Source organism: Paenibacillus xylanilyticus (assembly GCF_047246825.1).
GTDB classification, from domain to species: Bacteria; Bacillota; Bacilli; order Paenibacillales; family Paenibacillaceae; genus Paenibacillus; species Paenibacillus xylanilyticus_B.
Window position 1 is genome coordinate 1,594,553 of the sequence record NZ_JBFOLB010000001.1, and the last position, 18,259, is coordinate 1,612,811.

Annotated in this window: 19 protein-coding genes; all 19 read right to left on the reverse strand. The window is 47.1% G+C overall.

All coding sequences use genetic code 11. From position 1 onward, the window contains the following. Positions 1–167: 167 nt before the first annotated feature. Positions 168–1,622, reverse strand: a complete 1,455-nt coding sequence (locus AB3N00_RS06835) for a nicotinate phosphoribosyltransferase (RefSeq protein WP_413033905.1) — start codon at positions 1,620–1,622, stop codon at positions 168–170. 156 nt (positions 1,623–1,778) lie between these two features. Then, positions 1,779–2,342 carry a cysteine hydrolase family protein gene (locus AB3N00_RS06840; protein ID WP_413033906.1) on the reverse strand — a complete coding sequence of 188 codons (564 nt, stop codon included), beginning with the start codon at positions 2,340–2,342 and terminating at the stop codon, positions 1,779–1,781. A gap of 65 nt (positions 2,343–2,407) precedes the next feature. Continuing rightward, a complete protein-coding gene (locus AB3N00_RS06845) occupies positions 2,408–3,211 on the reverse strand; it encodes an NUDIX hydrolase (RefSeq protein ID WP_175396002.1) in 804 nt (267 codons plus the stop codon). Positions 3,212–3,269: 58 nt separating this feature from the next. Continuing rightward, positions 3,270–3,695 (reverse strand): PaaI family thioesterase, encoded by a 426-nt coding sequence (locus AB3N00_RS06850; RefSeq protein WP_413033907.1) that lies wholly within the window; start codon positions 3,693–3,695, stop codon positions 3,270–3,272. A 64-nt stretch (positions 3,696–3,759) separates the two neighbouring features. Further along, entirely contained in the window at positions 3,760–3,960 is a 201-nt protein-coding gene (locus tag AB3N00_RS06855) for a hypothetical protein (protein WP_413033908.1), read from the reverse strand. Between the two features lie 35 nt (positions 3,961–3,995). Further along, on the reverse strand, positions 3,996–4,409 hold the full coding sequence (locus AB3N00_RS06860; protein WP_411835245.1) for a RicAFT regulatory complex protein RicA family protein: 414 nt from the start codon (positions 4,407–4,409) through the stop codon (positions 3,996–3,998). 312 nt (positions 4,410–4,721) lie between these two features. Continuing rightward, positions 4,722–6,278: a tRNA (N6-isopentenyl adenosine(37)-C2)-methylthiotransferase MiaB gene (miaB, locus tag AB3N00_RS06865; protein WP_413033909.1), complete on the reverse strand. Its 1,557-nt coding sequence runs from the start codon at positions 6,276–6,278 to the stop codon at positions 4,722–4,724. A gap of 410 nt (positions 6,279–6,688) precedes the next feature. Then, positions 6,689–7,261 (reverse strand): phosphate propanoyltransferase, encoded by a 573-nt coding sequence (gene pduL, locus AB3N00_RS06870; RefSeq protein ID WP_175396006.1) that lies wholly within the window; start codon positions 7,259–7,261, stop codon positions 6,689–6,691. Positions 7,262–7,458: 197 nt separating this feature from the next. Beyond that, positions 7,459–8,427, reverse strand: a complete 969-nt coding sequence (locus AB3N00_RS06875; RefSeq protein ID WP_413033910.1) for a dipeptidase — start codon at positions 8,425–8,427, stop codon at positions 7,459–7,461. Between the two features lie 103 nt (positions 8,428–8,530). Further along, a complete protein-coding gene (locus tag AB3N00_RS06880) occupies positions 8,531–8,791 on the reverse strand; it encodes a stage V sporulation protein S (RefSeq protein WP_019005392.1) in 261 nt (86 codons plus the stop codon). 117 nt (positions 8,792–8,908) lie between these two features. Further along, on the reverse strand, positions 8,909–9,703 hold the full coding sequence (locus tag AB3N00_RS06885) for a TIGR00282 family metallophosphoesterase (protein ID WP_413033911.1): 795 nt from the start codon (positions 9,701–9,703) through the stop codon (positions 8,909–8,911). A gap of 160 nt (positions 9,704–9,863) precedes the next feature. After that, a complete protein-coding gene (gene rny / locus AB3N00_RS06890; protein ID WP_175396009.1) occupies positions 9,864–11,402 on the reverse strand; it encodes a ribonuclease Y in 1,539 nt (512 codons plus the stop codon). A gap of 307 nt (positions 11,403–11,709) precedes the next feature. Continuing rightward, on the reverse strand, positions 11,710–12,450 hold the full coding sequence (locus AB3N00_RS06895) for a regulatory protein RecX (protein ID WP_413033912.1): 741 nt from the start codon (positions 12,448–12,450) through the stop codon (positions 11,710–11,712). Between the two features lie 257 nt (positions 12,451–12,707). After that, positions 12,708–13,772, reverse strand: coding sequence for a recombinase RecA (gene recA, locus AB3N00_RS06900; RefSeq protein ID WP_095358574.1), 1,065 nt, complete (start codon positions 13,770–13,772; stop codon positions 12,708–12,710). A gap of 237 nt (positions 13,773–14,009) precedes the next feature. After that, on the reverse strand, positions 14,010–15,266 hold the full coding sequence (locus AB3N00_RS06905) for a competence/damage-inducible protein A (RefSeq protein ID WP_413033913.1): 1,257 nt from the start codon (positions 15,264–15,266) through the stop codon (positions 14,010–14,012). Positions 15,267–15,374: 108 nt separating this feature from the next. Then, positions 15,375–15,962: a CDP-diacylglycerol--glycerol-3-phosphate 3-phosphatidyltransferase gene (pgsA, locus tag AB3N00_RS06910; RefSeq protein ID WP_413033914.1), complete on the reverse strand. Its 588-nt coding sequence runs from the start codon at positions 15,960–15,962 to the stop codon at positions 15,375–15,377. Between the two features lie 323 nt (positions 15,963–16,285). Then, positions 16,286–16,777, reverse strand: coding sequence for a YajQ family cyclic di-GMP-binding protein (locus AB3N00_RS06915; RefSeq protein ID WP_413033915.1), 492 nt, complete (start codon positions 16,775–16,777; stop codon positions 16,286–16,288). Between the two features lie 151 nt (positions 16,778–16,928). Beyond that, positions 16,929–17,093, reverse strand: a complete 165-nt coding sequence (locus tag AB3N00_RS06920) for a hypothetical protein (protein ID WP_167350848.1) — start codon at positions 17,091–17,093, stop codon at positions 16,929–16,931. A 74-nt stretch (positions 17,094–17,167) separates the two neighbouring features. Next, on the reverse strand, positions 17,168–18,226 hold the full coding sequence (locus tag AB3N00_RS06925; RefSeq protein ID WP_413033916.1) for a helix-turn-helix domain-containing protein: 1,059 nt from the start codon (positions 18,224–18,226) through the stop codon (positions 17,168–17,170). Positions 18,227–18,259: the final 33 nt, after the last annotated feature.

The window sequence follows — 18,259 nt, forward strand, 5'->3', positions numbered from 1 at the left end:
AATCTTCAAAGCTTAGTATACTGCGCTTCATGACCTGTCTGTCCATGAGGTTTGATACATCTGCTGAAACCCAATGCCTGTACTGGATGCAATCGAACAGCTAGAACCGGAACAAATACAAAAAGGCATAACCCGGTAATACATACCGATTATGCCCTCTTGGTTTATCATTCCTCCGTGGATTGTACGTGCTCAGCAATCAGCTTCTGCTTCATATTCCATGCAGCCGGGCTGATATTGACACGGTAAATCTCCGGATTGAGTTTACGCAGATACTCTGGCCAGAAGAGGTCCATCTGTTCCCGGTGATACCTGCGGATCTCATCCAGGGTAGGCAGTTCATACACCTTGAATCCATTTACAAAGATCGGTTCCAGCATATTTACCGCTTCGTAGCGGGTTACTGTCTTCTTGAGATACGGGTGTAGCGGGTTGAACAGCTTGAGCGGCCCGCCCTGAAGCGGCTGCTCTTCTCCTGGATAGCAGATATAGTCTGCAATCGCTTTGCCATGTTTCGGATCAATGATGCGGAACACTTCTTTTTTGCCTGGTGTCGAAACTTTCTCAGGGTTAGCCGATATTTTGATTGTAGGCAGCATGGCGCCATCCACTTCACGTTCCACCAGTTTGTATACCCCGCCTAGAGAAGGCTGGTCAGACGCCGTAATTAGCTGAGTGCCGACCCCCCAAGTATCAATGCGGGCCCCTTGTGCCTTCAGGTTGAAAATCGTGTTCTCATCCAGATCATTGGACGCAACAATTTTAACGTAATCGAGTCCTGCTTCATCCAGCATTTGACGTGCCTGAATGGACAAGTAGGCGAGGTCTCCGCTATCGAGACGGATGGCGTTCATTTTTTTGCCTTGGCTCTCAAGCATCTTGGCCGTCTTGATCGCATGTGGTACTCCACTGTTCAATGTATCAAACGTATCCACCAGCAGAGTCACCTGATCAGGCAGCACCTTTGCATAGACGTCAAACGCCTCTTGCTCACTCATGAAGCTCTGTACCCAGGAATGTGCATGCGTCCCCGCGGTTGGGATGCCAAAACGCTCTCCTGCGAGCATGTTGGACGTTGCATGGAATCCCGCGACATACGATGCCCGGGCACCCCATATGGCCGCATCCGCTTCCTGAGCCCGTCGTGTCCCGAATTCAAGCAGCGTGTCCTGGCTGGCCACCTGTTTGATCCGTGAAGCCTTTGTTGCAATCAATGTCTGATAATTCATGAAGTTAAGTATCGCCGTCTCCACCAGTTGCGTCTCCATAATGGAACCTTCTACCCGAATGAGCGGTTCGTCAGGGAAAACGAGTGCTCCTTCTTTCATGGAATGAATGGTCCCCTGAAATGAAAACTGGAGCAACTCTTCCAGAAATACAGGATCATAATTTTCCTCTTGTTTGGATAAATATTTGATGTCCTCCATCGTGAATCGGAGCTGGCTGATGTAATTCACAATCCGTTCCAATCCGGCAAATACGGCATAGCCGTTACCAAAAGGAAGCTTGCGGAAATAGGCCTCAAACACCGCTTTTCGTTTGTGAGTTCCATTCACCCAGTGCGCATACATCATATTGATCTGATATTTATCCGTATGTAAAGCCAGGCTCGTCGTCTGCATTTGTCTCATCCTCTCTGACTTCCGCTCGTGACACAGGTATTCCTGTGCATACGGGTCAACATGTGGAGACTCCTCATTCTGCATATTGCGGAGTATATGAGTTCTCCGGATTATTCGTATTTACCATATTTATCGACAACATCACTGAATCCCAGGCTAAGTCAGCGCAAGAACGGTCTCACTTGCCTTGATTACCTGAGCCCCCAGGCTAGATCGAAAATGTCCAAGTGCCCACTCATGTCCCTGCTGGTTAAAGCTGGCAACTGCATCTTCGTATACCGTGATGTGAAACCCTTTGTTGTAAGCATCCACTGCCGTATGCAATACGCAAATATCCGTACATACCCCGATCAGTGCGATGTCTGTAATTCCACGCTCGCGTAATCTGAGTTCCAGGTCTGTTCCACAGAATGCGCTGTATCTTGTTTTGTCCATCCACCGTATGTCTTCATGCCGCTCTTCCATCACCTGAGCCAATCGACCATATAGCTGCCTTCCTTCGGTGCCTCTAATGTTATGTGGTGGGAAAAGGGCAGTTTCCGGATGATACGGATCACTCTCTTCATGCAAATCAACGGCCATGATGACCTCATGGTTGTTATTGCAATAGGCTTCCGTTATCGCGGCAACGGTTTCCTCTATCTCAACCGCTGGCTGGCCTACAGGCAAGGATCCGGTCACAAAATCACGGGTGAAATCGATCACAATCAGTGCTTTCATCGTCCACACTCCCTTTTGAGAATAGGTTGATCCAGATACACTCCAATAATGATAAACTTCCGAAATTAAGTATAGATCGACAGACGAGGTACAAGTTCCGTAAACCGATAGAGCTGTGCCGGACGTTGCGAATATTGATTGGAACTTAGCAGGTTCCCCTCTTCATCCCGTACCTCTTCAACAATCCCTTTGCGGCTGCGGGTGGAAGTGATTTTTCGAATAAAATTAGGTTCTTCAAAATCAGGCACAACACTTTGAATCACCTGGTATAATTCGCTTAGTGTAAAATCGCGGGGCAAAAACTGCCGCGCAATCGTCGTTTCCAGCATCTGCTGCTGAATGCGGCGGTAAGCATCCTCAATAATTGTCCTGTGATCAAAGGCAAGCTCCAACTCCTGCAATGCTTCCTGAATGGTAAACAGCCCCACATCTTCAGCATCATCCGCCGCTTGGCGGTGTTCAAGCATCCATTCTTCTACGAGCGCAAAAAACGCATGAGAGATAATCCATCCCCTCGGGTCACGCCCAGGTTGGCTATATACATTCAGGTACTCCAGATGCCCGCCGTCGACACCGGTCTCCTCCATCAGCTCTCGCTTCGCTGCATCATAGATGGACTCATTCTCCTGACAAAATCCACCGGGCAAAGCCCATCGTCCCGCAAAAGGCCAGCCTTTGCGCTTAATTAGCATCACTTTGAGTTCGCGAATGGGAAGTGTCTTGGTTACCGTCTTGCGTTCCCTCTTGGTTAAGGTAAACATCACAATATCCGCAGGAACGCCATCGGGGGTACGATATTTTTTGGAACTGTAGGCACGAGCTGCCTGTTCATCGTTCTCATCATTAACGTGTTCGTAGTTTTCGCTCATGGGCACCACCGACTACTTTCATTTTGATAATCTCATTATGACATAATAATATCGTTTGTCAACCTTTAGATTGTGTGCTTGGCGTTTTTGCCCGTGCTACACGGAACGTGGCGGTTGCCATACATCCCAGTGTGCCTGATGCATCACGAATCTCCGATTGGGTTGTAATACTCCGTCCTGCTTGGTGCAGCACCGTAGCTGTGACCATTAGTTCACCCTGTTTCATCGGAGCGAGAAAATGTACATTCAGATTGGTCGTGACACAGCTGTCCACTTCCATCGCTGCTGTCGCCACCATCCCCATCGCTTGATCCATCAGGGAAGTGAGCACACCCCCGTGGATAATTCCCATGGAATTGGTATGATGTTCGCCAGCCGTCAATGCAATCTGTACTTCCTTTTCATCACCTTTTATATAACGACAACCCAGGAAACCCCAGAACCGTCCATTTCCCTCTTCAACCATTTTATCCAGAATACCCATTATCCATTTCCCCTTTGTTGCACATAAAAGTTGTCTGACCCGTTGTTGTTTTTATTATTCTAACTTACCTGCTGCTGACTCTGCGGAATACCGTTTCACTCACCAAGACGACAATTTCTATTAAGCCTGTGCTTGCGAGCCTGGTCTTATTCCTATGTGCGTACTTGTCAGCGCTGTGCCCGCGCAAAATAACCCCACTGCGTGGAGCTTCCTTCGAAGTGTATTTCAAAGTCGATTGCGTGAGCTCCTTGTTCCTATAAGTCAAAAAAGGCGCGGACTGCGTCCGCACCCTTCTGTCCATTAGCCGCAGCTGGTCGGAGGTGAATCCGTGCCTGCCTCCACATTCACTTTCTCGGAAACGGTATCCCGAATAACGGATATGACAAGTTGAAGCAGGTAGTTGATGTCGCTTTGACTTTGCTGGAACTCTGTTACCAGTGGGATGCTGTCCAGTTCATCTTGCAAATCTTCAATTTCCTGTTCAATTTTGCTGACCATCTCTGCGTTTTTGAAGCTCTCGAAGGCAACGATCTCCTTCTGTTTTTTCTTGATGGTTGCAATCAATTGCTGGATACGCTCATGATCGCGAATTTTGGACTCAGCCTGTTGGAACTGTTTCACTTCCTCGCTTGTGCCGAGCATCTCAGCCAATTCTTTGGCTTTTCCCATAATGTCGTCGCGTATGACCAGATTGCGCGTATCGTAGGTAGGCATTCCATAATGGTTGTACTGCACTTCTTCCTGCGCCACTGAAATCGCTCCATTTCTATGAGATGATATAAGATGAATCCTTCAACTAAATATAAGGCTAGACGATTGCTTAAGTGTCCGCTACGGTTACGGATCGTTCTTCCGATCGCTGTTGTCCCCAAGTTTTCCTGACTAGAACTTTAAAGGTTAAAACTCAAGGACAAAGGCGAACGCTACCGCTTCTACAGAATCGATTCCGTTCCCTTCGCTACTTTCTGTACGTCCAAACCAGATATTTCGCCAACCGGATCCATCTTATTAGGTTTTGTTTGTGTATTACTGATTGGCAGCTACCGGCTCGGTGAGCAGGTTGCCGCGGATATAGAAAGTCATCGGATCGGTAATTTCCACGTTGACAAATGTACCGATCAATTCTTTGGGTCCTTCAAAATGAACCAGTTTATTACTGCGTGTACGTCCTGCCAGGACGTTGGAATTCCTCTTGCTTTCACCCTCGACGAGCACTTCAACGATCTTGCCACGCTGCTGCTCATTGCTTCTGTGGCTGTATTCGTTGATCGTTTCGTTCAAGCGTTTCAAACGTTCCTTCTTCACTTCCATCGGGACGTTGTCCTCCATGACGGCTGCAGGTGTACCTTCACGCGGGGAGTAGATAAATGTGTAGGCAAAATCATAGCCTACTTCCCGGACCAGTGACAATGTATCTTCAAACTGTTCATCCGTCTCACCCGGAAAACCAACGATAATGTCTGTTGTCAGTACAACATCCGGGATGGCTGTTTTAATTTTCTCTGCCAGCTTGAGATAGTGCTCACGACTGTATTTACGGCTCATGCGTTTCAGCACTTCCGTGCTGCCCGACTGTACCGGCAGGTGGATATGCTCCACCAAGTTTCCACCCTTGGCCAATACTTCGATTAAACGATCATCGAAATCCCGTGGATGACTGGTTGTAAACCGCACTCGCGGAATGTCAATTTTGCGGATATCGTCCATCAGGTCACCGAAGCTGTACTGGATATCCGTGAAATCCTTGCCATAAGCATTAACATTCTGCCCAAGCAATGTGATCTCCTTGAATCCCTGCCTTGCCAATTCCCGAACCTCGGCAATAACATCTTCTGGCCTGCGGCTGCGTTCTTTGCCCCGCGTAAACGGTACGATGCAATATGTACAGAACTTGTCACAGCCATACATAATATTCACCCAGCCGCGCATGCCCTCACGTTTCTTCGGCAGGTTCTCAATAATGTCGCCTTCCTTGGACCATACCTCAACAACCATTTCCTTGCTGAAGAGTGCTTCCTGAATCAAATGAGGCAGCCGGTGGACGTTATGAGTACCAAAAATCATGTCCACGAAACCATGCTTCTGCATGATCCGGTTCACGACTCCCTCTTCCTGTGACATACATCCACACACTCCGAGGAGCAGTCCTGGACGTTCCGTCTTCAGTGTTTTGAGGTGACCCAGTTCACCAAATACTTTATCTTCCGCATTTTCCCGGATGGCACATGTATTCAGCAGAATGATGTCCGCCTCTTTACGGTCCTCCGTTGCCTGATAACCCATGGATTCAAGCAGTCCCTTGATGGTCTCCGAGTCGTGCTCGTTCATCTGACAGCCATACGTGTACACAATATAGTGCTTGCCTTTACCGATCGTTTTCAATTCATCGGGTACTGCATTCTCATAAAGCACCTGAACGTCTTCTTTGCCCCGTTGTTTCTCCTGACGATGATTCGGCTCTGACTTGATATTGATCTCACGGCCTCGAATTCGAATCTTTTTGCTGAATTCATCTTGCGAAATTACTTTGGCATCGGAGAAATCAAAATATTGGGAGTAATCCTTTTTTGAGTCTTTAGCCATTTCCTTCGGTCACTCCTTACAGCCTCTATTAATAAAAAGTTTCAAGTTCTACAAACGACACTCTGCATATCGCAGTTGTTTATCGGTCAATATGAGCAGCAGCAGCTTTGGAAAAAGTCACTGTCTCATATTTGAAAATCCGTTATCTTACTTTGGTTGGTATCGATTCCGTGGAATATACACCAAAAGAGCATTACATCAAATTATAACATGAACTGGGCCGTAATTCCACTTTCAAAGCTGCCATTTCATTTGACATTGAACAGCATAAATCCCACTACACAACAACCCAGAATACACAAAAACCCGAGCACAACCCCTGGCTGTGTCTAAACAGCTCTCAAGGATGTAACTCAGGTTTGCTAAGTCATTCCAACCGAAGAAACTCGGCTGAACGTTGTTTCATTCGATTAGTCGATGATTTCAGCAGTGTCGCCGTTACGAGCGCCAGCTGCATTGGCTTCATCCGTATCGATATGCATGTCCAATGCGAAGGAGTCGGACACACGAGCCAGTACATTTTCAAGTACCAGGCCACGATCTCCACCCAAGCGAACTTTCAGCATTTGTTTGTCCTCGATACCCCATTTCGCAGCATCGGAAGTGTGGAAGTGGATATGACGGGCAGCAACGATAACACCTTTGTCAATTGTAACTTCACCTGCAGGTCCTTTGATTGTAATGCCAGGTGTACCTTCAATGCTTCCGGACTCGCGCACAGGTGCCTTAACGCCAATGGCAAAAGAATCTGTCATCGAGATTTCCAGTTGTGTTTCAGGACGCACAGGTCCAAGGATACGCACTTTATCAAACTGTCCTTTGGAACCAATTACCGCTACAGTTTCGTTCGCAGCATATTGACCAGGTTGGGACAGAGGTTTAAACTCAGTCAATTCGTAGCCTTTGCCAAACAAAATTTCAACATGCTCTTGAGATACATGAATGTGACGGGCAGATACGCCCACTGGTACTGTTTTAGTCATCGTGAATTTCACTCCTTGTTTATCTATGGCCTGCGATCAGCCTCTTAACAATCCATTGGTATTATACCCCTTTTTGACGTGAAATGAAAACGTACTGATGAAAATTCATGAAATACACTTATTTTCCAAGGGGGCGTATCCTTATTCTGTAAGATAACTTTATAGAACAATACTACTCCAGCTAGGGAACATGGTATTTATTTCAGATTACCCTCAGGAAGATTTTCCCTCAGATAATTCATAGCATTATTCCACATCCAGCCGCGTACTAGCTTTTCGTCGTAGTGTTTGAGAAGAGTTTCAATCAGCTTCGGATACTGACCTGTGTGCTCAAGACCTTGAATATACGTGGGTATTCCATCAAAATCAGAGCCCATCATCAGATGATGTTCCCCGCCCAGAGAACAGACCTGTTCAATATGAGGCAGCAAATGTTCGATCCGCACTTCGCCTTCCTGCTTCACAAACCAGGGAACAAACGTCAGCCCCACTCTCCCATCCCGTGCAATGATTGCACGAATCTGATCGTCCTTCAGATTGCGCACATTTGGACATACCGTATAACTGTTGGAATGAGAAGCAATAAAAGGTCGCTCACTCAGCTCTGCAAGTTCCCAGAACCCCTTCTCCGTTAAATGTGATACATCCAATAGCATCCCTATTCGATTGCACAGGTGAACCAGTTCCCTGCCTCTCTCCGTCAGTCCGGCTCCACGCTTCTCCAACACGCCGTCAGCTGCCCAATTGGCATAGTTCCAGGTAAGCCCCACAACCCGTACACCCATCTGGTAACAAAGCTCAAGATAAAACAGGTTGCCTTCGAGCCCATCCACTCCCTCCAGTGTTAGCAGACCCGAAGGATTAGCTGTTTGACCTATTTGACCTACCTGCTCCCGCCATAACAACGTTTGAGTACCGCTAGGCCGTCCACTGCCACTCTCCACACGTTTGCGATAAACCTCCAGCTGACCAACGATATGTTCAAACTTGCCCTTACCAAGCACTTCGGGCAGGTAGATGGCAAATGCCTGCAATCCTACATTGCCTTCCTTGATCCGCTGCAGATTCACATCCAGTGCTGAGTCATTCTCAAATGAAAGAGCAGGCTGCATCAACATTTTGCTCAATGCATCACAGTGAAAATCGGCTACACGCCACTCGGCCATGGTTAACCCTCCCTATGTAATTCTTTCGAACTTGTTCTTCCTAATACAGAATGCAAAAAAACCTGTCTACTCCGTAAACAGGTTCAATGCATAAGTACATGTATTATCTGGGCTCCACAATCAGCTTAATGGCCGTTCGGTCCTCACCGTCTATCACAATGTCTGTAAAAGCTGGAATACAAATCAAGTCAACTCCGCTTGGTGCTACAAATCCCCGGGCTATCGCTACCGCTTTAATGGCTTGGTTCAGTGCTCCCGCTCCAATGGCCTGCAGTTCAGCATTTCCACGTTCACGAAGAACTCCTGCAAGTGCGCCGGCTACGGAATTGGGATTGGACTTTGCTGAAACTTTTAATACTTCCATGGTAAGTACCTCCCTGGGAATGTTGAATGTTTGTTTCCACTTACTAGATGTTATTCGCGGGAGGTAAAAAAATTCCTTCTTTTTAGACGGGTTTCCTTGCAAAATGGGACAATACCCCTATTCCATGCGCCACTCGTCTTCCATCAGGCGGATTTTTTCAATTTTTGTAGCGGCACCTGTGGACTCATCAATCTCTACAAAAACGCCATGGAAATGCCATTTGCCATCATCCACTACAAATCGTACCGGCAGCTGGGTGTAGAATTTCCGCAGTACCGCTTCACGCTCCATGCCAAGGATGCCGTCACGCGGTCCGACCATGCCCGCATCCGTTAAGTATGCTGTCCCACCAGGCAAAATCCGGTCATCATTACTTTGCACATGCGTATGTGTTCCTACTACCAGCGAAGCACGTCCATCCAGATGCCAGCCCATCGCAATCTTCTCGGAAGTTGCCTCTGCATGCATATCCACAAGGATGCATTTGTGATCCTGACGCAGCTCATCAACAATCTCGTCCGCCACGCGGAATGGGCAATCCAGTGCAGGCAAAAACGTACGACCTTGCAAATTTACGATGGCCAGCTCCTTACCTTCACCTTTAACCACCGTGTATCCTCTGCCTGGAGTTCCTGGTGGAAAGTTGGCAGGTCTGATCATGCGCGGTTCATCATCTATAAAATCAAAAATGTCCTTATTGTCCCAAGTATGGTTGCCCAGAGTAATCCCGTGCACACCCCAGTTGAAGAATTCATTGGCAATAGCCCCCGTGATTCCACGGCCCGCTGCTGCATTCTCGCCATTTACAATAACCACATGTGGCTTATATTTCGTCTTCAGGTATGGCAAATTTTCTTTCAAAGCCTTGCGCCCTACGTTGCCTACAATATCACCGATAAACAGAACTTTCATTGCATTGCCTCCTTAATTACCCGCAAGCCTTGCATTATATAGCCAGCACTTAAGCATTTGCAGGGTCCCTATCCCGTCAGTTCTTTTTTTAAAAACGCCCGTTACCGGGCTATCAACAGGAAAAGTGGCCCCACTACAGCGGCCACTTTTCCGTAAAGCTCTATTTTGCGTATTCAACCGCCCGGGTTTCCCGGATGACGGTGACTTTGATATGACCCGGATAATCGAGTTCATTCTCGATCATCTTCGTAATATCACGTGCGAGACGGAATGCTTCGGCATCATCGATTTTCTCAGGCTGCACCATAACGCGAACTTCGCGTCCGGCCTGAATGGCATACGATTTCTCGACACCTTCGAACGATTCCGAAATCTCTTCCAGTTTCTCCAGTCGTTTGATATACGTTTCCAGTGTTTCGCGGCGTGCACCCGGTCTTGCTGCAGACAGCGCGTCTGCTGCGCCAACCAGCATGGCGATGACCGAAGTTGCTTCGCAATCCCCGTGATGGGACGCGATACTGTTGATTACTACCGGATGTTCTTTGTATTTCTTCGCCAGCTCCACGCCGATTTCAACGTGTGATCCTTCCACTTCGTGATCCAGCGCTTTACCGATGTCATGCAATAAACCTGCACGTCTTGCAAGTGTAACGTCTTCTCCGAGTTCGCCAGCCATCAGTCCAGCCAGATAAGCGACTTCCATCGAATGTTTCAAGACGTTCTGACCGTAGCTTGTACGGAACTTCAACCGACCCAAAATTTTGATCAGGTCCGGATGCAGACCATGCACGCCCACTTCAAAGGTAGCTTGCTCACCGTATTCACGGATGCGCTCATCCACTTCTTTGCGGGATTTCTCCACCATCTCTTCAATGCGTGCCGGGTGAATGCGTCCGTCAGCCACCAGTTTTTCCAGGGCAGTACGGGCAATCTCACGACGGATCGGGTCAAAGCCCGACAGAATAACCGCTTCTGGCGTATCATCGATAATAAGGTCAATCCCGGTAAGGGTTTCAAGCGCACGGATGTTACGTCCTTCACGACCGATAATCCGGCCTTTCATTTCTTCATTAGGCAAGGTTACAACAGATACCGTTGTCTCTGCCACATGATCCGCTGCACAGCGTTGAATAGCAAGTGTAATAATTTCGCGGGATTTCTTGTCCGCCTCTTCCTTCGCCTGCTGTTCAATGTCCTTGATCATTTGAGCCGTCTCATGACGAACTTCCTGTTCTACGTTGGACAGTATGATACTGCGTGCATCTTCCATGGTGAGGTTGGATATACGCTCCAGTTCCGTCACCTGATTTTTGTAGATCATTTCAATCTGCTGCTGTGTCTCATCAATTCGCTTCTCTTTGTTAGCCACTTGCTCTTCTTTACGTTCGAGTGATTCCATCTTTTTATCCAGCGACTCTTCTTTTTGCAACAATCGTCTTTCTTGTCGTTGAATTTCATTCCGACGTTCACGAGTGTCTTTTTCAGCTTCGGCCCGAATGCGATGAATCTCATCCTTCGCTTCCAGCACCGTCTCTTTCTTCTGTGCTTCTGCCTCTTTCTTCGCGTTCTCAACGATCTGTACGGCAGCTTGTTCCGCACTGGAGATTTTAGCCTCTGCAAGAGATTTGCGAATAAAATATCCTACTCCGAACCCAATGAATAGCGCGGCAACAACGAGAACGATCGTGATTGCAATCATACTGTTCACCTCCTCGTTGGTTCCTCCAAGGCATTCCTTGGGTCAATTTGCTGTTTTCAAGTCATACATATGTTTGGGAATAACGATACCTACGGCGATCCCCCGCCGATTTTCATTTCAAGTGTACATGTTACCACGTACTATTCGCCATCTTCAGCGAACCCATAATCATGAAGGTTAAATCCTAAGAAACCGAAACCGCTTTTTTGGAAGGAAAAAGGGTTGTCCATTTCTTACAGACTCATGTCCATTTTAGTATTTGACGAAAGAAATTGTCAAGAGAATGCAACACACTGTGTACTCTCTGTTAATCCCATGACAACAACTCGTCGTCTTCAGGATCTTCTGCTTCATCTTCTTCAATTAAACAATTTACGACTTTGCGTACCATATCCATAGGAAACCCGCGCCGCATCAGGAAAGGAAGCGTTTTGCGTTTCTTCTCCGAAATGTCTCCTTTGACCTGATTCCATTTCTTTCGGCCAGCGGTCAAAGCTGTTTCAAACTCCGCATCCGTACTCACACCTTCAAGTGCTTCAACGATGAGTTCATTGGCAATGCCCTTTTGACGCAGCTCTTGCCTTATCCACAGTTTTCCCTTCCTCTGGCCTGTCATACGCTGTCTCGTCCATTCCTTCGCAAACCCTTCATCGTCTACGAGCTTCTCCTGCTCAAGCCGATCCAGCACCTCTTCAATCAACGGTGCGGCGAATTCCTTTTGTCGCAGCCGCTGGCTTAATTCATGCCTTGTACGCTGTTTGTGCTCCAGATAGCGCAGAGCCTGCACATAGGTTTGCTGGCGCTCATCCGCGATTATAATCTCCTCCAGGTCCTTCTTTACAAACGTGTTGCCTCGGGTCATTCGATATTTGATCATTACATCTTCAAGAACAGTAATCGAGTACAAGCCAAACGTGATTCGGTAACGAGCTTGCCTGCTCTTTGTTCGTTCTACCCGTGTAATGGTAAGTTCTTCGTTATCCGGGAATTGGGAGATTCCCTCCAGCTCTGCTTTATCATTCAAATCCTCATTATCGTGTTGATCCATTCAGTTCTCCCCTTCCACATCATTTGTTATCTGTTTAAGCAGAAAACTAACCAAATACAAAAAGCCGGGAACCAAGCCCGGCCACATCACTCTCAATAGGCGTGCTAACAGCCCCTGTCCATCTGGACAGAGGCCTTTAGACAGCGCACCAATATACGGCGCCTTACCCCTCTAGCAAGATCGAGCCAAGCTCAATCAGACAAGTTCGGGAGGCTTCAGAAGACAAACGTATTCTTGAGCCTCCCTGCCAGGAAGGATTACTCGTTGATTTCAAACAATTCTTGTTCTTCAGCTTCTTCTTTTTGTTGATCTTCGCTCGTTGGAGCTGGAACAACCGTCGTCAGATTGCTTGCTTCACGGATTTTTTGCTCAATAACTTGTGCAATCTCTTTATGCTCTTTCATGAATTGTTTCGCATTTTCACGACCTTGGCCCAGACGCTCACCCTCGTAAGAATACCAAGCACCACTTTTATTAACGATATCCAGTTCTGTACCAATATCAATGATACTACCTTCTCTGGAAATCCCTTCACCGTACATGATATCTACTTCCGCCTGTTTGAATGGCGGCGCAACTTTGTTTTTCACAACTTTTACGCGAGTACGGTTACCGATAATGTCATTGCCTGATTTAATACTCTCAATACGGCGAACATCCAGACGAACGGTAGAGTAGAATTTCAAGGCACGTCCACCAGGTGTTGTCTCAGGGTTACCGAACATTACCCCAACTTTTTCACGAAGTTGGTTGATAAAGATGGCAATCGTTTTGGATTTGCTGATTGCCCCGGAAAGTTTACGCAATGCCTGGGACATCAGACGTGCTTGCAAACCAACGTGGGAATCCCCCATCTCGCCTTCAATCTCAGCTTTTGGTACCAATGCTGCTACAGAGTCAACAACGATAATATCAACAGCGCCACTGCGCACAAGTGCTTCAGCAATTTCCAGCGCTTGCTCACCCGTATCAGGCTGGGACAAAAGCAATTCATCGATGTTAACGCCCAGTTTGCTTGCATACTGGGGATCCAGTGCGTGTTCGGCATCGATAAATGCTGCTTGTCCACCGACTCTTTGCACTTCAGCAATCGCATGCAATGCCACAGTTGTTTTACCTGAAGATTCAGGTCCATATATTTCAACAATCCGGCCTTTTGGCAAGCCGCCTGTTCCTAATGCTATATCCAGAGCTAAAGATCCGCTGGGTATGATTTCCACCTGCATGTGAGTTGACTCACCCAGTTTCATGATAGATCCTTTACCAAATTGCTTCTCTATTTGACGGAGCGCCATATCAAGCGCGGCACGACGGTCTGACAATATGCTCACACCCTTTACTGTTTATAAGATAATGATACCTTGTTTTAACACGTTTGCCAAGCTTTTTTTCGAACATACATTCGTTTTTTTATGAAGGCCGAGGCGCCTCTTCCTGGGCGAAACTTGCAATGAAACAGAAAAAAGAACCGCAAATAAGGCTGAAATGCCTGATTCTACGGTTCTTCCGTCTGTTTAGATTATACTTCATTCTGCCTGCAAAAGCAATTCTGCGTCTAACTATTCCATGGCAACGAGCTTGCGCCATAAACGATACAAAATGGCTTTGGTCGAACGGATACGGACCGTCTCCCGATTTCCGTTGATACGCAGTTCATGGATCTCCGTCTCTTTTCCCCGCTCAGCCAGAGCGATAAAAACGAGTCCTGGCGGCTTACGTTCCGAATAACCGGGACCTGCTACACCTGTAACCGACAGACCAAAATCGGAATCACCGATCATGCGTACCTGCTCAGCCAAAACTTTGGCCACTTCAGGACTCACAGCACCGGGAGCCTCCTCACCTTCCAGATAATCGTGAGGAACATTCAGCAGCTTTTCCTTGATTTCGTTGGAATAACATACAATTCCGCCTTTGAGCATGGACGCACTGCCAGGAACCGATGTCAGACTCTGCATGACAAGTCCTCCTGTACAGCTCTCAGCTGCGCTAAGGGTCAGACCCATATCAGACATCATCGTTACGATTGTGTGCTCTATAGGCACATCCTCGTTCGCGTAGAGGTGTTCTGGCAACCGCTCCCTGATTAGTACCTCCATTGCATCCAGTTTCTGCTTGGCCTCATTTTCACTCGGTGCCTTGGTGGAAACCCGTACTGTTACTTCTCCCTCACTTGCATAAGGTGCGATTGTCGGGTCAGTTTGACTATCGATCAGATCAAGCAAACGGTCTTCCAAGGCCGACTCGCCGATCCCTGCGAACTTCAACATTCTCGAATAGATGGGCATTTCTTTCGTAAGTACGTGCTGGAACAGCCAAGGTTTGACCTCCTGCTCAAACATGGGGATCAACTCTTTCGGCGGGCCAGGCATAACAATATAATGTTTGCCGTTGTCCGAAATGGCATTTCCTGCTGCAAGACCCGTTTCGTTAGCAAGCGGGGTTCCCCCCTCAAGCACGATGGCCTGGCGCCGGTTGTTCTCAGTCATCTCCACATTGCGATCCCTGAAGAAGCTTTCGATCTTATCCATTGCCATCCGATCAATATGTAGATTACGACCCAAAACTGCTGCTATCGCATCCTTGGTTAAATCATCCTGTGTAGGTCCGATGCCGCCAGAGAACAAAATAACGTCTGCGCGTCCCTGGGCTATTCGAATGGCTTCACTCAGACGGTTCAAATTGTCCCCCACTACAGTTTGAAAATAAACATCAATACCGATAGCTGCCAGTTCCCGGGATAGATATCTGGCATTTGTATTCACGATCTGCCCAAGCAGCAACTCTGTTCCGACTGCGATAATTTCTGCCTTCATTCAGCATCCTCCTGTGCACAATGTGAGTGATCAAAGGGCAATAGGATGTTTTCCTATTGCCCTTTGCGCAAGCTGTTCTTCATAAATTACCCGTTTTACCTCAAACGGTTACGCTTTTGATAAATTAAGCAAATTTTTGTTTTTGATGAAATAGTCAACACCTGACCAGATCGTAATAAGCGCTGCCGCCCAAACTGCAATAACATCAACTTGAATTCCCGTGTAGGAGAATGGGAAGTTGTTAAGCAGCAGCAATACAATGGCGATGATTTGCACCACGGTTTTCAGCTTGCCCCAGCTGCTGGCCGCAACAACCGATCCATCCAACAGAGCAATTTGACGCAAACCCGTAACCGCAAACTCCCGACTGATAATGACAACAGCGATCCAAGAGTCAAGCTTGCCCATCTCAACAAGTGAAATGAGCACTGCAGTCACGAGCAGCTTGTCTGCCAACGGGTCGAGCAATTTGCCCAAATTGGTGACCATATTGTTTTTACGTGCCAGATATCCATCAATTCCATCCGTACTGGCTGCAATGATAAAAATAATGGCAGCGACCAGCTGATTGTACGGAAGCGATAAACTTCCAATCTGCAAAGGCTCCGGATAAAATGGAAAGTCCACGAGCAGAAACACCATCAAAAAAGGGATTAAGCAAATTCGTGCAAGCGTAATCCGGTTGGGTAAATTCACAAGACGCCCTCCCTCTTATCCTCCAATACTCCAAACAATCATCTTAATCCCGTATCCATCATCCGGAAGGTGAACATTTACAGCTTCACTGTTACACCACTGCTCTCATATGTAAAAACGCAAAAAATAAAGTCAACCGTTCAAACGCAAAACCGTTTTAAACGTTCCGGCGACTTCCAGAAGATGTACTGCTTTTCACAAAGTCAGCAAAACGATGATGACTGGGCTATTATGCTTGTTTGCTAGCAATGCACACTTAGTATAATATACGCCAATTGCAGTGTCAAAACACGTTTCCCCACCACAAAGCGCGCATAACAAACTTATTTGAAATTGGTATATTGCAAATCAAGAGGCAAATTGGCACCATTCAAAAGCTGCATTACAGCCTGCAAATCATTTTTACTCTTACCAGTTACCCGGAGCTGATCTCCTTGAATCTGACTCTTCACCTTCATTTTGGAGTCCCGAATCAGAATATTGATTTTTTTGGCGATATCCTGGTCAATCCCCTGTTTAAAACTCAAACGCTGGCGGACTGTCCCGGATGAAGCTGGCTCCACTTTGCCATAGTCAATGTTTTTGAGCGGCAGGTTCCGCTTCGCCATTTTGGATTGTAGCACATCAATAACAGCCTTGAGTTTGGTTTCATCATCGGATACGATCGTCAACGCATCCTTGTCCAGTTTCAAACTGCTTTTGCTTCCCTTGAAATCATAACGTGTGCCGATTTCCTTTTCCGTTTGTGTAACGGCATTCGTTAATTCCTGCAAGTCCATTTTGGACACGATATCGAACGAATTTTCTGAACTCAAACTGGTCACCCTTTCAATTAATCATTTGTTCTGTGTAACATTATAGAGGATTCGCCACGGAAAAGTCTAATTTTAAAGGGCTGATGGAACGAAAAAAGCATTTTTGGCCACCACCTTCGCAGTAGCCAAAAATGCTTTAACGCACAGCAATCTAATATCGGCTGCGGTTGGGCTGTCTGAACATGTCAAGCACACCCAAAAGGACATGCGCAAGTCCAAAACCCAAAATTCCATAACCCCAAGCGCTTGGAGTCAAATAATACCCCAGGAGGCTGACAATGATTCCCAAACCTGTGACGATCCAGCTTACTGTCATAGCCATCCCACCTCGCTTTACCGAAAGTTAACTGCTAGTGAAGACAGACTTATTGTCCCCAGCAGTTAAAGCCCTTATTCGCTGCCTGTGCCAGAGCCTTCGTTTCCTGCTTCTGATCCTTCAGCAGAGCCTGCGTTCGTTTCGGTAGATGTGCTTGTACTTTCATCTCCCAATTGAAGACGAATTCGGTTTGTAGCCTTTCCATCCGTTACCACTTGCCCGCCAACCTCAATGGTCGTGGCCGCAGCATATCCGGATTTAATGTACAAACCAGTACTATCCAGATCAAAAGACATACTGTCTCCATCAGCTGTCATGCCAAATTGCAGTTTTTCCCCACTTGAATTTTCACCTTTATACACTTCAAGCCAGCTCTGACCTGAAGCATTAATAGTAACCTTAACCGGTTTACCTGCACTTCCATTTACTTTGAAATTAGTAATATTACCGGATTTTCCATCTTCAGCAACCGTTACAGCTCCGGCATTATCCGTAGTTTCTTCATCTTGGGTACCATCTGGTGTTTGTTCATCCGTTTGACCTTCAGTATCCGTCTGATCCGTGACATCGGTACCCCCACCATTGCCGCCAGCTTCCCCGTCGCCTTGCCCAGTTTCTTCCCCGCCTGCTTCATTCGTCGGTGGAGTCGATGCCTGACCATTGTCCGTTGTCTCATCAGGTTGATCATTTGGTTGCTGCTGACTGTCTGTAATTTTGGTTTGGTCCACACCTTGGGTATCTGCATCATCTTTGTTCATGACCACATACACGTACAGCAGGGCAACAATCAGAATCGGAAATGTCCACATTAACGCTACGGACATCCAGCGATTGCTGCGCTCCACCGGACGACTCGAACGCTTTTGGATCACGGGCTCCATGGTTGCTTCCGTTTCCTCTGCCGGTACATCTTTTTTGTGCCCCTCCAGCAGCTCATCAGGGTTTAGTCCCACCGTTTCCGCATAGGTTTTAATGAAAGCTCGCACATAAAAACTGCCAGGCAGCACCTTATAGTCCCCAGCCTCTATTGCTTCCAGATACCTCTTGCGAATTTTAGTCATTTCTTGTACATCATCGAGACTCATCCCTTTTTGCAGCCGGGCCTCTCTTAACTGCTGACCCAGTTCAGACATGCCATCTCCTCCTTATTTTTTCTCTTTAGTTGT

Excerpts from the sequence above, each read along its gene's own strand:
- AB3N00_RS06835 (WP_413033905.1), bottom strand. The coding sequence starts at position 1,622 with ATGCAGACGACGAGCCTGGCTTTACATACGGATAAATATCAGATCAAT.
- AB3N00_RS06840 (WP_413033906.1), bottom strand. The coding sequence starts at position 2,342 with ATGAAAGCACTGATTGTGATCGATTTCACCCGTGATTTTGTGACCGGA.
- AB3N00_RS06845 (WP_175396002.1), bottom strand. The coding sequence starts at position 3,211 with ATGAGCGAAAACTACGAACACGTTAATGATGAGAACGATGAACAGGCA.
- AB3N00_RS06850 (WP_413033907.1), bottom strand. The coding sequence starts at position 3,695 with ATGGGTATTCTGGATAAAATGGTTGAAGAGGGAAATGGACGGTTCTGG.
- AB3N00_RS06860 (WP_411835245.1), bottom strand. The coding sequence starts at position 4,409 with ATGCCTACCTACGATACGCGCAATCTGGTCATACGCGACGACATTATG.
- miaB (WP_413033909.1), bottom strand. The coding sequence starts at position 6,278 with ATGGCTAAAGACTCAAAAAAGGATTACTCCCAATATTTTGATTTCTCC.
- pduL (WP_175396006.1), bottom strand. The coding sequence starts at position 7,261 with ATGACTAAAACAGTACCAGTGGGCGTATCTGCCCGTCACATTCATGTA.
- AB3N00_RS06875 (WP_413033910.1), bottom strand. The coding sequence starts at position 8,427 with ATGGCCGAGTGGCGTGTAGCCGATTTTCACTGTGATGCATTGAGCAAA.
- AB3N00_RS06880 (WP_019005392.1), bottom strand. The coding sequence starts at position 8,791 with ATGGAAGTATTAAAAGTTTCAGCAAAGTCCAATCCCAATTCCGTAGCC.
- AB3N00_RS06885 (WP_413033911.1), bottom strand. The coding sequence starts at position 9,703 with ATGAAAGTTCTGTTTATCGGTGATATTGTAGGCAACGTAGGGCGCAAG.
- rny (WP_175396009.1), bottom strand. The coding sequence starts at position 11,402 with ATGATTGCAATCACGATCGTTCTCGTTGTTGCCGCGCTATTCATTGGG.
- AB3N00_RS06895 (WP_413033912.1), bottom strand. The coding sequence starts at position 12,450 with ATGGATCAACACGATAATGAGGATTTGAATGATAAAGCAGAGCTGGAG.
- AB3N00_RS06905 (WP_413033913.1), bottom strand. The coding sequence starts at position 15,266 with ATGAAGGCAGAAATTATCGCAGTCGGAACAGAGTTGCTGCTTGGGCAG.
- AB3N00_RS06920 (WP_167350848.1), bottom strand. The coding sequence starts at position 17,093 with ATGACAGTAAGCTGGATCGTCACAGGTTTGGGAATCATTGTCAGCCTC.
- AB3N00_RS06925 (WP_413033916.1), bottom strand. The coding sequence starts at position 18,226 with ATGTCTGAACTGGGTCAGCAGTTAAGAGAGGCCCGGCTGCAAAAAGGG.